The sequence below is a fragment of the Chitinophaga sp. 22620 genome (genome assembly GCF_052044405.1).
Taxonomy (GTDB): domain Bacteria; phylum Bacteroidota; class Bacteroidia; order Chitinophagales; family Chitinophagaceae; genus Chitinophaga.
This window is the reverse complement of sequence record NZ_JBQEMV010000004.1, coordinates 465,615-479,101: the sequence shown is the minus strand read 5'-3', so window position 1 is coordinate 479,101 and position 13,487 is coordinate 465,615. Positions and strand designations below refer to the sequence as shown.

The window sequence follows — 13,487 nt, the reverse complement described above, 5'->3', positions numbered from 1 at the left end:
ATTTACATGAACTCACCCGCGCCCGGTTCCGGGGACAGTTTGGGCTGATCTTTCCGTGCCAGCCAGGAGTTGAAGACCGTATAGAAAACAGCAAGGATAATAGCGCCTTTGAACATGCCCGTAAAACCCCAGGCCGCAAGCCCGCCGATCACGCCGATGAACAGCACGAGAAAAGGAAGCCGTCCCCCGCTTTTAGCGATCAGCACAGGTTTCAGCACCGCATCGATCAGCAGCACGAAGAGCCCGTACGCCGCGGCAAAAACCGCTGTGCCGGTATGACCCTGCACGGCGAGGATCACCACCAGCGGCAGCCATACCAGCAAAGGCCCGACTTGTATGAGCACGAGGAAGAACACCAGCGCGCACAGCAATATCTTAAAATGCAATCCCGCGATCACGAACCCGATCCATGAAATAAAGGCCGCGATAAAAGCCGTGCCCATCACCCCGATGGAAACGCCTTTGATGGCGTGAGTGGTGGCGTCCAGCAGGGCCAGGCCATCGCGGCGGCCCAGCAGGTGCTGCAGGGTGGTTTTGACCGGTCTCATCACCTTTTCCCCGCCTGCCAGCAGGATGGCCGAGATGATAATGCCAAGCACGAACTGCAGCGCGGTGCCCAATACGCCCGCCCCGCCGGTCAGAACACGGTGCAGCACATGGCGGATCTGATGTTCGTATCCCATGAGGGCCTCCCGCGGGTTCTGCTGCAAATGCTGCCAGAACGAAGCCACCGGATCTCCCACAAAGGGCATCTGCGTGACCTGCTGCGGCAAAGGGGGCAGGCCGTTGGCCTGGATGTCCGCATAAAATTTCAGGATATCCTTCATGTGCCTGCCCATGGCGCTCACAATGTACACGACCGGCAGCGCCACGATGAAGATGAGGATCACTGCGTACAGTGTGGAAGCGAGCTTCCGTCTTGCTCCCATTACGTTTACCAGCCTTTCGTAAGGCGCGGCGAAAGACACGGAAAAGATCAATGCGAACGTGAATACGCCGAAGAACACCTTCAATACGTCGTACAACGCGAAGAGCAGGGCCAGCAGGAGCAGCAGCACCAGGATCGTTTCGATGATGCCGCGGGAATTGGGGAGGGTAATGCGCATGCGGTAAGGATTCTTAACTAAATATAATGAATTTTGGGGGACACACTGCGAAGACGAGGCCCGTTATCCGGCATTAAGGAATAAAAAAAGCTTCCCGGGAATAACTTCCGGGAAGCTTTCCATGAGAGATACTTCTCTATAATTTTGCAATCAGCGTTTGCAGCGCTTCTTTCACTGTTGGGATAGATGTGCATACCCGTGGGTCCATGATGTTTCCCCCGAAACTGTTCTGTTCTTCAGAAGCGGAGGTTTCCGTTTTCCGCAGCAGGTCTTTCAATTCCGCCGGGTGATATTCCGCCAGCGTCCAAACGCATATGACCTGCAGAAATGTATTCTGCCCGGGAGTGTTGATGATCTTCAACAGTGCCTGTTTGCTGGTTGGGGTACCGGATGCGGCTAAGGCCCTGGCTGCTGAAATATTATTATGGAAATTTTCCGGGTCGTTGAGGAACGGCAGCAGCAGGTTTTCGTCTACCTTCAGGCGGAGATGGTAAACGCATTCCATGGCCACGTGCTGCAAAAAGAAAGTGTCGATCTCTTCTTCATCGAAGCCAGCGGGTGCTTTGCTTAATTGTTCATTGATGAATTTCGAGAGGTATTCTTTATCGTAAGGTAAGCTATGGTAATGGTTAAAGACGGCCGTCATGGATTTTTCGTAAACGTCGAAAGGTACCAGAGCCTGGTGGTAGCTGTGCCTGTAGGTGGCTTTCACTTTCCCTTGGTGCACGTAATCGAAGCCGGTAGAAGGTGTGGCGATACAATATTTCCCGTCTTTATCCTGGCTGATGAAAAAGAAACAGCTATCTGCCTCGTTCACGCGGAACTCCGGGCCGTGGCCGCCTGAAGTGCTGCAAACTTCCAGCAAAGAGAAACCGGTGATCTCCAGGCTGTCTTTTAATTCTTTCCCGCTGATGGTGCGGATCACCCTGATCTTTACGCCTTCTTCCGGTTCCGAGGAAATAACTTTGGCAAGCACGAAGGAGGTGGATGATCGGATCACTTTATCCGCCCATGGTTCATTCCAGGTGGTGGCATAAGCGCGGGCAACGGTGAAGGTAATAGAGAGCAGTAGTAGGGATAATGACTTTCTCATGAAGTATTTTATTTATATAAATATACATTTTTCCGGTGGCGGTCATTGTATATTCACTAAATCTCCTCCTCACTTACAGGAAAGATGCGCGAAATAATTCATCACGCTAGTCAATTCCGTTTCTGCAAAGCGCGCCCGCTCCATCGTTCCACCAGCAGGAATCCTTTGATGCTGATATAGATCGCCGGGGCGAATAAGAGCGCTATCAAAATATGCTGCCAGAAATGCGGGAAAAGGCGGAATAAATAGAACAGCCCGCCTACCATTGCGAGACTAACCGCGCCCCAGGCGTAATTCATGGCTTTAAAGCGGCCGGGCGTTTTCACCAGGCCGATGTTGCCGGGTTGCATGCGGGCTTCCGGAAAATTGCGGTAGAACAAGGAGGAGGCAGCAAACAATCTGCCGCTGGTCCCATCCCAGCCCGATGTTTCGGGAATGTTCCTTTCAAATGCAGGCCGGAGTTGCGCCACGTCATCATAAAACGCTGCCAGGCGGTTCAGGAACTCGTCGGGCGTTTCATAAAAACCGGCTAGCTGTATGAGGTCAATGAAAAGTGTATCGTCTTCGCTGGGCTGCCTTTTCAGATAAGCCAGCCATTCATCATAATAATCCAGCAGATCAGGGTATACCTGCGCGATGTAATCCCTTCTTCCCCGGGCATTTTCAATAGCCTGGGCCTGGCCGACCCTGATGTCCGTATCTATTTCCGCATCCTCGTTTTCCGGCTGGTAAATTTCCCGGTACACGCTGCGCACGCTTTCGACATCATCTTTTTGCAGCAACAGCAGCCAGAAATGCGCCAGGGAGTTATTTCCTTCGAAAAGGACTTGCCACCGTTCGCCCGGTTTATTGATGCTGAGATATGATCTGTTTCCCATGTAAAAGGCCGAAATATTTTTTGCTTAAAACTGCCACCATTTTTTCTTCTGCACCGGTGCAGGCTCTTCTTTCCGGCTATCCGGCGAAGGCGGCGGTTCCACAGGGCGTTCAGGCGTGCCGGGAGGGTCGCCATGGAGCATGTCGTAAGGATAGTAGGGGTTGCCTTTCAGCTTTGCATCGTCCAGGTTCATCACTTTGGCGATAGCAGCGCTTTCAAAGCTCCAGTAACCTGTATACGACCTGTCCGCTCTTTTGTGGGCGTTGTAATCATCTTCCAGGTTATCGCGGGTATAATAGGTCTTCTGAAGATATTCATACAACCCGGCAGCGGCTTCAGCTTTGCCGGATTTCGTTATTTCCATGAGCTTCCGGCAGCTTTCGTCCTCCGGCCAGAGCAGGGTTTCGGGCAATTCATAATTGGGATCGGCATAACGGAGCAGGTAATTCATAAGGTAATCCTTATACCCTACGCGTGCCAGCTTATTGCCAAGATTGCGCAATTCTGCTTTGGTATCCAGCAGCACACCCATGGCAACCATGCTAAGAAGCTGTGAATAGATGAGGCCGCCGCCGTCGGAATAGTCAGTATCTGTGTCAATGCAATTGGTATATGCATCCAGCATTTCCCGGCAGGGCGCTACCAGGCTTTTTACACTGAGGCCCAGTGAATAGGCCAGTGAAATATATACACTCAGCCCGTCGGCAAATGTATAATATTCATTGCGGTATGGCTGGGGCTTGGAAAGCAGTTCCTGCCTAACCCTGTCTAATGTTGCTTTTAACCTGCCCGCAGATTCCCCGAAATACTGTTCATTTTTGAAATGATCCCTGAACATATCCTGATTTTTATTTAAAACAAGCTTCCGATCCATCCTCCAACACTACTGCCCGCAATACCGCCGATAATCCCGCCTACAACCCCTCCGACGATTATCCCGACCGGGCCTCCCAACGCACCTACGGCGGCGCCTATCTTCGCGCCGACCAAAGCCCCGCCCAGTGCGCCCACAGCCGAACCGGTGGCCTCTTTTGTCTTTTCCCCGAAATGCCCTTCTTCCTGGTAAGCGGAATAAACATTGTACCCTTCCATCACGATCCCCACCACGATGGCCCCGCGCCCCACTACCTTGCCCACTTTGCTGACGGTGGAAGCATTCCGCACCAGGAAATCGTTCGCGGCGCTCACCGCCTTATTTCCCTGGATGCTGGCGGAAATACCGTTGATAGCGTTGGCAGCTTTGGAGCTGCCTCTTACCACGTTCGCGGGTTCCAGCGTTACCTTGTTGCCCACTTTGCCATTCCGATCCACCTCATGATACGCAATTTTTCCTTCCGGGTCAACCCCTGCCGCCAACCGTTTCAGGCTCGGGTCGTTGGAATTGACTTTATTCAGCACACGGGCCGCATCGTCTGGCGGCAGCGATCTTTGCACCCTGCTGTCGCCGGTATGCTGACCTTTGGACAGCCATTGATCGCTTAACTGTGTGCCGCTTCTTTTGGTGCCTGCCAGCTTGGGTTTCCCGCCGCGGCTGGCGAATTTTCCGTCTGAAACAATGTCTGTATTGCCTTTTACATCCTTCGCGCTGATGTCCAGCCCATTCTGGCCACGGCCCATATCCGTGGAGTTGATCACATATCCTTTGGCCTTCAGGTCCATCTTCACCCGTTCTTCCCCGTATACGCGCTTGGATTCGTAGTTCCTGTCTGCGGCGATCTCATCGACCGTCTTTCCCCTGAAAGATTCTCTTTCGATGTCTTTCAGGGTTTTTGAAGCTTCCGCAAAATTCTCTCCAAGATAATTACCAGCGTTGTTCATCCCGAAACCCAGCCCTGTAAGGGCAGCAGCGCTTGTCCCCCCGCCTGAAGGCGCGTCAAAATCCACCTTCACCTTGCCGCCCTGCTTGCAAAGCAGGCATGCATCCTCAAACACCAGCTTGTAGCCGTTAACCTTCACGCCTTCATTGCATTTATCCCAGTAAATGGGATCCGGCCGGCAGGAGCCGCCGGTTACGGAGCAGGAGCCCATCGGGAAAATGTTCTCTCCCGGTACCATGTCCATTTCACTGGCCAGGTTCTCCCCGTAGATGCGGGTATTGTTATGATGGGTCACCAGCAGGCGGGAAGGGGCGCTCCCTTTGTCGCAGGTGAGCCAGCTGTTTGCAGGAATGTATTTTTTTGAGCCCATGTTTGAAAATTTTGATCAGGTCAGGCTTCAGCCTCCGCCTGGAATAATTTTTCCGGATGCCGCGCTTCCGCCTCCGATACCTGTGCCAGGGTATGCGCGCCGATGATGCCGTACCAGTCAGACACTTTCGTTTCCAGGAACATCTCCGCATGCGTAAGCCAATGCGCGCCGTTATAGTGGAACTGCTCTTCCATGGACACTTCCAGGTCTGCACTGATATTAAACACCCCCGTAAGGTCTTTCAGCATCCGGGCGAAAGCCTTCCGGTCGAACTGCGCGGCATCCAGCATTGCATTGTTCTCCAGGCTGTAGCGGTGATGGTGGAGCTCATATTCTTCCTCCCACCGCGATTCCATCAGCAGGGGCAGATCCACCGTCCCGAAGTATTGTTTAAGCACAAACGGCTTTCGTTCCAATGGTTTCTTTTCCGCGTAATTGTCCCGGAAAAAGAAACGCCATGCGCTATAGCCTTCAAATGCCTGCATAAACCGCTGCTTGTCTTTCAGCAGCTTCGCCGTCTCGGCGATCATATTATCCGCCGCCTCTTTGAGGTGTTTGTATTTTTTCTGCATCCTGGCCGCGAAAAAATCGGCCCATTTCTGCTGCAGGGTGGCGAAGTTGCGGATGTCCTTCAGCTGCCCGCTATTATCCAGCGCCAGTATGAGCGGCGATTGCAGCTCATCCATATCCGCCGCCCATTCGTGGATCTGTATGGTGCCCTGCATCTGCTGGGCCAGCAGCGTGTATTCCAGCAGCAGCTCCTCCCCGTCCCTTTCCAGCGCCCGCAGCTTCACGAGCTTATGCTGCACGAACTGCATCACATGCGAACCGATCGCCGTTTTGTTGGCGCTGGTGATATGATAATGAACATACGAACCGGGCGAAGGCCTGTCTGCGTTGAATTGCATGGCGTTTAACATTGATTGATCTCCACTTCGTTCGCGATGATATTGGCAATGGCTCCGCCGTTTGCCGTGAATTTGTCCGCCGCCGTAAAAGTGATCTCTTTTGAATCCAGCGTACAGGTACCTGCTGAGGATTTGATCTCCACATTTTTCGCGGTAGCGGTAAGGGAAATGCTTTCCGTGTCCGCCGTGCCTGAAATACTTTTCTTCGCGCTGATGGCCACCGTTCCTTCGCCGCCTCCCTGTTCGCCCGGCTGGGCATTGATAGCGATGCTGTTGCTGGAATTCACGATAAAGTCTTTCGTATTGATCGTAAAGCTCTTCGGCGCACTCAGTGTGATAGAACCATCGCCATGCATGGTGAGCACATTACCGCTGGGGTCTTTCACCACCACGCTGCCCTTGCTGTCGTCCAGCATAACGGTGGCCCCGCTGCGGGTGCTCAGGCTTTTCACGGCATTGGATGCCCCGCCGCCACCACCGCTCATGCCATGGTATACGCTGCCCAGCACAAGGGGCCGCGCGATATTCCCTTCCTCGAAGGCCACCACCACCTGGTCGCCTTTTTCAGGCACAAAGGTGAAGCCCCGGTTCTTGCTCACTTTATCCGAACTGCCCGCATTCGGCGATACGACGCGCAGCCATTCGCTCACATCGTTGCAGTTGCATTCCCATTTGAATTTCACTTTCACACGCCCCTGCCCTTTCGGGTCTTCATTATCCTCCACCATTGCCAGCTGCATGTCTGCCAGCGGCTTGTCGTATTCCTTCACGGGTATGCGTTCTGAATCGGCCAGTATGGCTTCGAAAGTGTGATAATAATGTCCCACGCCGTCCAGGTGATGATAGATGCCCGTTACCAGGAAGCGGCCCAGCTGCTGAAGCGTAAAGTTGAGCGATTCTTTCACGCTCATGCTCACATCCACGATCTTCCCCAGCCCCACCTGCGGATTGTCGCCGCTGGCCGTTACCTGCAGCAGGTCCGCCATATTGGCTTTCTCCTCGTTCTGCACATAGGAATCGATTTCTTTTTTTGAATCGATGCGTACCTGCAGCGGCTGCGAATAGATCTTGCTGTATAATTCGTTGGAAGCGTTCACTGCATGCGCCAGGTCCGGCTGGCCGCCAGGGGCTGCTTTTGCTTCGGATTTGAAAAGCTGGTCTTCTTTCGGGTTGTAGGCGAACTTACGGCTCCTGAGGGGCGCCACCTGCATAGCGTATTGCAGGCTGTGCAGGTCGCGGCCGTATACCAGCTTTACCTCTTCCTGTTCGTCCGGCTTGCCGAAATGCAGCTTTACGCCGTCGTAAAAAAACCATTCATGGTATTCGGCAGACAGGCGGTTGAGGAATTCATAATCGCTTTCGCGGTATTGAATAAGGTAATCCACCGGCTCTTTGCGGGAAGGGTTGAGCTGGATATTGAGGTCGTTCTCCGGCGCGTCTTCCGTAGCTTTCCGGATCACGGCGGTAAGGTCCTTATTGAGATAGGATCCCAGGTCCGGTCCGCGGTCTATCAATATGCTGGGACTATAACCGCTCACGATCAGCGTGCCGTGGTAGCCATGACTTTGAGAGAGCTCCACACGCGTCACTTTGCCGGTGAAAAGCTGCTCCTGCCCGGCGGTTTTACCGAACTGCACGGTAATGCTCTTGCCCATAAAACTGCGCGATTTCTCCAGCGATATAATGCCGGGCGCGCCCATTTCATCGTGGTTGAAGCGCAGCTCGAAGTAATGATGTGCGTTGAAACGCTGTTCGAGCGTGAAGGATGAAAAATGAAGGATAGGTGTATCCTCTATATTGATCTGTACATTCAGTTTTCCTTCCATCGGTTAACTTATTAGCTTGATTGTAAAATATCAGCCTTTCGCGGGCCATTTGGCGTAATAGCCAATTACTTTGTATTGTCCTTTTACCCGGCCGAACACGAAGGCGAAATAACTCTCCGCCGTCCCGTTCTTCTCCGGGTACTGCATATATACTTCATACATTTTCGTGGCTTTGTCCGTACACCTGCGCAAAACCCTGTAGTAGTCTTCCGGGCTCTGTGCGTCGATCTCAGACAGCTCTTCCTCCTTTGCCTTCGGCAACAGGCGGATCACATCCGGGGTGAAGATATTTTTATGGTAGCTGCTGAATTCGTTGCGGCTCACCTTGCCGGACTCCTTGTCCACATCCATATTTTTAAGGTCTTCGTTGGTCCATTGCTGCGCCGTTTGCAGCGGGAAGTACAGTAATGTTGCCAGCTGGCCGGGGTTATCCTGCTGCACTGCTTTCTGGAAAACGGCGAAGAAACGGCGGAACGCTTGTTCCTCGGGGTCGGTGGATAATTGTTTTACTGCCAGGGCAGCCGCTGCCAGCTGCCGGCCGGTTGCAGATACGGGAGCCGTTGCACCGCCCGATGATGGCGAGGAAGCCGGTGCGGCGGTGGACGGCGCAGCGGAATTGACTGCTGCGGCCGGTGTGTCTGTTCTTGCGGAAGCAGCCGCGGCGCCTTGCGGGCTGCCGGCGTTATGGCAGGCTTGCGTGCCGGTAACAAGGCAGCAACATAAGAATGTGATATATAGCCGGTATGGTCCCATACTAAAACCTTGAAATATAGATCAGCCCTCTCTCCTCCATCCTTTTCAGGATCACGGCGGCGCCCATTTGCTGGGAAACCGCCTCCGCGTCGAACTTCCCGTCCTTCACATACTTCCCTTTGGTATAGTGGCCGGAGAAGCTCCAGAGATAAGGCGAATTGATCTTCTTATATTTAAAATAGCCGAAGCCGTTATAGGCTTCCAGCTTGCGAAGCACGAAAGGCAATATCCAGTTCCGCACTTTGTCGAAATTCATGTACCGCAGCGCGTCTACCGCGCTTTCTTCGAAAGTGAACGGCGGCGGATGCCCTACCTTGGGCCTTCCTGACGGCACCTGCACCGTATACCCGGTGAGCGGGTCGCCGTTATGCAAATGTTTATTAAAGCTGAAGCTGCACTCCAGGTAATGCACGCAGGCGATAAAAAACCAGGGGATGCGGCCGGAGTTCATCGAAAGGAAATCCGGCAAACCGTCGTTAAAACCCAGGTTAAAAGGATTGACCCTGCCCCCCTGTGCCGCGTTGCTGCCCAACAGGCCGGGCAGCCGGAAAGGCTTAAAGGAAAGGTCAGGCAGCTGTATATCTTCCGGCTGCATCAGGCTCCGGGCATACCGGAGCGGCTGGAATGCCGGCGCTTTACTGTTGAACGCCCCGCCGGGCAGACCGAAATTTACGGCCGGCCCCTGCACCAGGTGCGATATCTGTTCATAACGCGAACGGTTGGCCAGCACCTTTTCGTCGATCACCCTGTCCACCTGTGCCACTTTTTCTTTCGCGATCACGCAGGTATCGAACAGGTTGAGATATTCGAGGTCCGAGGGAGTGGAAGGCACAGCAGCCTTCGCGGCCCGGGACTTCGTTTTGATCTTCGGTTTGGCCTTGGGTTGAACAGTGGCTGAAATATGTGTTTTCTTCTTCATTTCCTCCTGATGCTGGAATATAGTGAGGTGTGCTGCCCGCATGGAGCAACACACCTGCTTAGTGTATTACAGATAGTGATTTACTTCGGCCAGTCGTTCACATGCTCCGCATTGCCCAGCTTCAGGCTTTGCGCAGAGATCACGAAACTGAGCGTCATCGGGTGGTTACCCACCACGTTGATGCCTTCATTGTACTGGATGATGTACCCGTTGCTGAAGAACAGCTCCTTCATCTTGGCGTCTTCCTCGGTCTTTTTGATGATAACCTTACCGGAGAAGGGCTTGAACTGGCTGTTCACCATCGACTCGATCACGGATGTATCTTCTGTTGATTCCACTTCCACGTGAATGGTGCCTCCGTAAACGCCGGATGAAGGACGGCCTTTGGCGTCCACATCGCGGTTGAGCGAAAAACTGCATTGCAGTACATCATATTCCTTGCTGCCCAGTTGCAGCGTTGCTTTAAATGCCATAGTGTTTCAGAATTTAAATACTGGTGAAAAAGATAGGTTTCACCGGCCTTTATGCATAACCGGGCATCACATGCAATGATGTGAACGCGGCGGATGATACATACAGGTAACGGGAAAATTCAGATAGGAGGACTAGGCTTTTGCGTCCGGCCAGTCGTTCACGTGCTCTGCATTGCCCAGCTTCATCTTGCGGGCGGAGATCGTGAATTTGAGTTTCATCGGATCAGAACCGATCACGTTGATGCCTTCCGTGTATTTGACGATGTAAGCACCTTCAAATGTCACTTCTTTCATCTTGGCGTCTTCTTCTGTCTTTTTGATGAGCACAGTGCCGGAGAATGGCTTGAACTGGCTGTTTACCATCGCTTCGATGATAGACGTGTCTTCAGTGGATTCCACTTCGACGTCGATAGTGCCGCCGTAAACGCCTGAGGAAGGGCGGCCCTTGTGGTCAACATCCCTGTTGAGGGTGTAGCTGCAGCTCAGTACATCGTACTGCTTACCTGCCATGTTTAATCTTGCATTGAATGCCATGTTAATTAAAATTTATAGGTCAACGAAAAAAAATGAATATGGTTACTATTGATGGTTTCCGATGATTTCCATGGTTTCTTCCGGCAGTTGTTGAGCTACAATTCAGGAGGTTCTTCCGAGTTTCAAACAATTTATCTGTTGGCTAAAAATAAGCTAAAATATCACAGCACGAGTTTTAAAGGCGTTAAATTTTACATGAATTTTTGACCGAACGCATGCATCTTTCCTATCCATTTCTTTGCATATTCATTCTCCGGCGAATGCACATACCCGATCGTGCACGTACGCACCGGCATGATCCTGCAACGCTCCATCACATTGCGTTTGATGGAATGGTACGTAGGCTGCTTGTTCAGCTGCCATTCCCGCCAGCTTTCTTCATCGAGCACAGAAACGATCCGTGCCGACTTGCCCGGGTACCATCCCGGCCCTGAAGAATTTCCAGCGCTCATTCCCTGCGGCGGCAGAAAAAGCCGGTCGAAGAATCCGGACAACTTTGCCGGTATCGAATCATGATTCACCGTGCAGAAAAGCACCAGGTGCGTAGCCCATCGTATCTTTTCCAGCGCAGCCTGCAGATCTGGTTCCAGCGGTGTGATCTGGTTGGAGAATTGTTTATTGCTGTTGAACTTGAGGTCCATAATATACAACTCCTTCACCATCGCCCCCGCCTCTTCAGCACCCTGCCGGTATGCTTTGGCAAATTCATGGTTGATGCCTGCCTTGTCCGTATCGCCGTGTAAAATTAACAGTTGCTTCATGTTATACCTTGCAAATATAACATTCAGCGGTTCATATCAAAGCAGGCCTACGCCTGGGCCGCATACTCCGTATTCCAGGTCGTATGCTCGTCTTCCCCTTTATGCCCGTCCAGCTTTACCACAAAGCTTTTTGCCGGGAAATAAGGCGTGATATGTATATCCAGGTGAATACGGTCTTTCTGTATCTCGTCCCGCTCAAAACGCATGATCTTGAACCGTTCGATCAACCGGTCCGGCCCCTGGATGCTGTCCAGGAAACGTACGATCTGCTGGCGCAGGTCGCTCTCGGTCTTCGTATTCCAGTTCTCAAAAGCGCGGCGGTTCAGGAAATCGAACAACACTTTCGTGATGTAATCGAACACACGCACCACTGAATAGGTCTGCAACCCGATATTATCCCCGTTGAACAGGGTTTTCGCCGAGAAGGCCATCACCTTTCCATACTCATTCACCATCGGCACCAGGCCCAGCCTTTCCAGCTGGGAGATCTCGCTTTTCTTCAGGTCGAACCGCACCCCGTCCGCCTCGTTCATGCCGCCGTGTTTTTTACCTGCGGTTACCTGGCTCATGAGCGTGTAATACATTTTACCCGCCAGCGCCGCGGAACCGGGCACATGCAGATCGTCCTCCTCTCCCGCTTCGTCCACCTTACCACGGCCTACCAGCCAGTTGCAGGTCATGATCACGTTGGAACGGAAGGCGTCGCCGCCGGTAAGATTAGCGGCTGTAAAGAGATCGATCACATCATCCGGCTGGTCCAGGTTCACGAAATCCGTTACCAGCATGGTTTTGTTGGCATGCGCGATTTTCCCCCAACGCTCCAGCACCTTGTTGGAACCAAGATAGCCGGGGATCACCAGCAGCGAATAGTTGTCCCGCAGGTCCAGCCGGTCGTAATTCTGTTTCAGCTCCGCCGCCACATGCTCAATGAAGCGCGGATTGTCCAGATCCGCCAGCTGATCCATGGATGCGTTCAGGATGGCTACATTGACCAGCTTATCGCTTTCCGTGTTCTTGTAAAAAAGATGCACGGTGCGGTAAGCCTGCTCCAGGTTGCGCGTAGCATCCAAAGCCCGGCCGATGTTCTTTTTCAGCAGACTGTCCGACTCATCCGCCTTTTGCTGGCATTCATCTTTCAGCTCGCTGAGGGAACCCTGCTTTTGCAGCAGCTCCTGCCATATTTGAATTTTTTTAAGCAACTCTTTTCTTTCCGCGGCCTTGTCCTGGTCCGTCAGGAATATCTTTTTCCGGGCCTTGCGTTCGGGGTTGAGGTTCTGCAAACCGTCAAGAATGGCTTCCAGGAAGTCGAACCCTCCTGCCTTGACCAGCTTCTGCAAACTGTCGTCGAGCGATAATGCGGTGGTTTCCGTGGGAACGGCATGCTGCAGCGCGGGCTGGTCCTGCCTGGTTTCCTGCGTTCTTTCGTTAGATGCTGACATGAAGTACGGTTTAAGCTGTCCAGCAGCGGAGCAGCGGGTATTAATTATTGAAAGCAAATCACAACTATATGGTCCTTTCCTGAAAGGTCAAAAACAATCGTCGTTCTGTATCAGGTATGCTGCTGTAGTTCTTTAGCAAGGTTTTCCAGCGCTGCCGCGAATGCCTGGCGGGTTTCCGGGTTTTCGAGCGTTGCTTTCAGCGTTTTATTGGTTTTCAGCTGGCGTATGATGTTCAGGTACATATCACTTTCCACTTTGAGATTGCGAAGCGTATCGCTTTGCTGCACCAGGTTCTTCACGGAAAAATCACCGAGGTGCTCAAACCGTAAAGTTTCATCTTTTGCTGAACCGTCGTTACTCTCAAAATTTACGCCCACACTGGGTTTGAAGTGCCTGAACACTTCATCTTCCGTTTTGAGCCCCTCCACTATTTCGGGCTTTACAGGGTCGTTGTCGGTTAACTGCTGAATAAATAAAGTCTTGTTGGGGGATATGTCTACGAATGCTTCCGATGCATCCACTTTGCGTTCGTTTCCGCCGATTTCATAATTGAACATATCTGAACTTTTTTGAGATAATAGATTAACAAAATTTACGGGTCTATATAAAAA

General features: G+C 52.3%; 14 protein-coding genes. All 14 read right to left on the bottom strand.

Annotated elements, in window-relative coordinates:
* Positions 1-2 precede the first annotated feature (2 nt).
* The 14 genes from ACTJIK_RS21350 to ACTJIK_RS21285 all read right to left on the bottom strand — a co-directional run bounded on the left by ACTJIK_RS21350 (position 3) and on the right by ACTJIK_RS21285 (position 13,433).
* Complete coding sequence (locus tag ACTJIK_RS21350) at positions 3-1,106, bottom strand: AI-2E family transporter (protein ID WP_440649571.1); 1,104 nt, start codon at positions 1,104-1,106, stop codon at positions 3-5.
* 136 nt (positions 1,107-1,242) lie between these two features.
* Positions 1,243-2,199 carry a hypothetical protein gene (locus ACTJIK_RS21345; protein WP_440649570.1) on the bottom strand — a complete coding sequence of 319 codons (957 nt, stop codon included), beginning with the start codon at positions 2,197-2,199 and terminating at the stop codon, positions 1,243-1,245.
* A 110-nt stretch (positions 2,200-2,309) separates the two neighbouring features.
* Positions 2,310-3,077: a hypothetical protein gene (locus ACTJIK_RS21340; RefSeq protein WP_440649569.1), complete on the bottom strand. Its 768-nt coding sequence runs from the start codon at positions 3,075-3,077 to the stop codon at positions 2,310-2,312.
* A 24-nt stretch (positions 3,078-3,101) separates the two neighbouring features.
* A complete protein-coding gene (locus ACTJIK_RS21335; RefSeq protein WP_440649568.1) occupies positions 3,102-3,914 on the bottom strand; it encodes a PoNe immunity protein domain-containing protein in 813 nt (270 codons plus the stop codon).
* A gap of 14 nt (positions 3,915-3,928) precedes the next feature.
* A complete protein-coding gene (locus ACTJIK_RS21330; protein ID WP_440649567.1) occupies positions 3,929-5,263 on the bottom strand; it encodes a PAAR-like protein in 1,335 nt (444 codons plus the stop codon).
* A 20-nt stretch (positions 5,264-5,283) separates the two neighbouring features.
* Positions 5,284-6,171 carry a hypothetical protein gene (locus ACTJIK_RS21325; RefSeq protein WP_440649566.1) on the bottom strand — a complete coding sequence of 296 codons (888 nt, stop codon included), beginning with the start codon at positions 6,169-6,171 and terminating at the stop codon, positions 5,284-5,286.
* A 5-nt stretch (positions 6,172-6,176) separates the two neighbouring features.
* Positions 6,177-7,997, bottom strand: coding sequence for a type VI secretion system Vgr family protein (locus ACTJIK_RS21320; RefSeq protein WP_440649565.1), 1,821 nt, complete (start codon positions 7,995-7,997; stop codon positions 6,177-6,179).
* A gap of 30 nt (positions 7,998-8,027) precedes the next feature.
* Positions 8,028-8,750, bottom strand: a complete 723-nt coding sequence (locus tag ACTJIK_RS21315) for a hypothetical protein (RefSeq protein WP_440649564.1) — start codon at positions 8,748-8,750, stop codon at positions 8,028-8,030.
* A 1-nt stretch (position 8,751) separates the two neighbouring features.
* On the bottom strand, positions 8,752-9,669 hold the full coding sequence (locus tag ACTJIK_RS21310) for a hypothetical protein (RefSeq protein WP_440649563.1): 918 nt from the start codon (positions 9,667-9,669) through the stop codon (positions 8,752-8,754).
* A gap of 80 nt (positions 9,670-9,749) precedes the next feature.
* On the bottom strand, positions 9,750-10,142 hold the full coding sequence (tssD, locus tag ACTJIK_RS21305; RefSeq protein WP_346319699.1) for a type VI secretion system tube protein TssD: 393 nt from the start codon (positions 10,140-10,142) through the stop codon (positions 9,750-9,752).
* A 132-nt stretch (positions 10,143-10,274) separates the two neighbouring features.
* On the bottom strand, positions 10,275-10,676 hold the full coding sequence (gene tssD, locus ACTJIK_RS21300; protein WP_440649562.1) for a type VI secretion system tube protein TssD: 402 nt from the start codon (positions 10,674-10,676) through the stop codon (positions 10,275-10,277).
* A 191-nt stretch (positions 10,677-10,867) separates the two neighbouring features.
* Positions 10,868-11,437: an NAD(P)H-dependent oxidoreductase gene (locus ACTJIK_RS21295; RefSeq protein ID WP_440649561.1), complete on the bottom strand. Its 570-nt coding sequence runs from the start codon at positions 11,435-11,437 to the stop codon at positions 10,868-10,870.
* A gap of 47 nt (positions 11,438-11,484) precedes the next feature.
* Positions 11,485-12,876: a DUF5458 family protein gene (locus ACTJIK_RS21290; protein WP_440649560.1), complete on the bottom strand. Its 1,392-nt coding sequence runs from the start codon at positions 12,874-12,876 to the stop codon at positions 11,485-11,487.
* 110 nt (positions 12,877-12,986) lie between these two features.
* Positions 12,987-13,433, bottom strand: a complete 447-nt coding sequence (locus tag ACTJIK_RS21285; RefSeq protein ID WP_440649559.1) for a hypothetical protein — start codon at positions 13,431-13,433, stop codon at positions 12,987-12,989.
* Positions 13,434-13,487: the final 54 nt, after the last annotated feature.